1 protein-coding gene is annotated in these 689 nt (G+C 61.2%); it reads right to left on the minus strand.

Going from position 1 to position 689, the window contains the following annotated elements; genetic code table 11:
• Positions 1-520, minus strand: a 520-nt coding sequence (locus NW856_RS09750; RefSeq protein ID WP_414400015.1) for a hydantoinase/oxoprolinase N-terminal domain-containing protein, incomplete at its 3' end; no start/stop codon positions are given.
• Positions 521-689: the final 169 nt, after the last annotated feature.

Raw genomic sequence — 689 nt, forward strand, 5'->3', positions numbered from 1 at the left:
TCCCATCCCGCTGCACCCGTTCCCCCACCTCCTGCACCACCCGCCGGATTTCGGCATCGGTGAGCGGCTCCAACACTCCGCCCGCGCTGCAGCGCTCCTTCACCTCCAGGCAATGGTGGCGGGGCACCACTGGCTCCGGCTTGGGCTGTGTCAGGTCATACAGAGAGGGGCGGTTTTGACGGGCAATGGCCAGCACATCCCGAAAGCCCGCCGTGGTCAAAAACAGGGTGGGGGATCCCTTGCGCTCCAGCAGCGCGTTGGTGGCTACCGTCATGCCATGACAGAAGAGGTCAACCCAGAGCACCCCCAGCTTGTCCAGCGCCGCAAAGACCCCCTCCTCAGGGCTGGGGGTAGACAGCACCTTCGCCGTCTGCATCTGGCCATCCTGCAAGAGCACCAGATCGGTAAAGGTGCCCCCCACATCGATCCCCAGGCGGGCCAAGCTGCGGCTTGCTTCCGTCTGATCCAGATTGGCCGGATCGAGGTTGCTACCCAACGCTGATGCGACCATGGCTTCCATCGTGCATTTCTTTTGCCTTCTTCTGGGGCCAGCCCTTGGTCGGACTATGGCTATGACGCCTGGCTTTTGTAACGGCAGAGACAGGCTGACCGGCGCCCCTTCGTGTAGCGAGTGTAGCTCAGCAACTTCTGTCTTTTTTGGAGCATGACTCTAGTCAATAATAAGCTCA

Origin of the sequence: Synechococcus sp. R3-13 (assembly GCF_047462195.1) — a bacterium.
GTDB lineage: Bacteria > Cyanobacteriota > Cyanobacteriia > Thermostichales > Thermostichaceae > Thermostichus.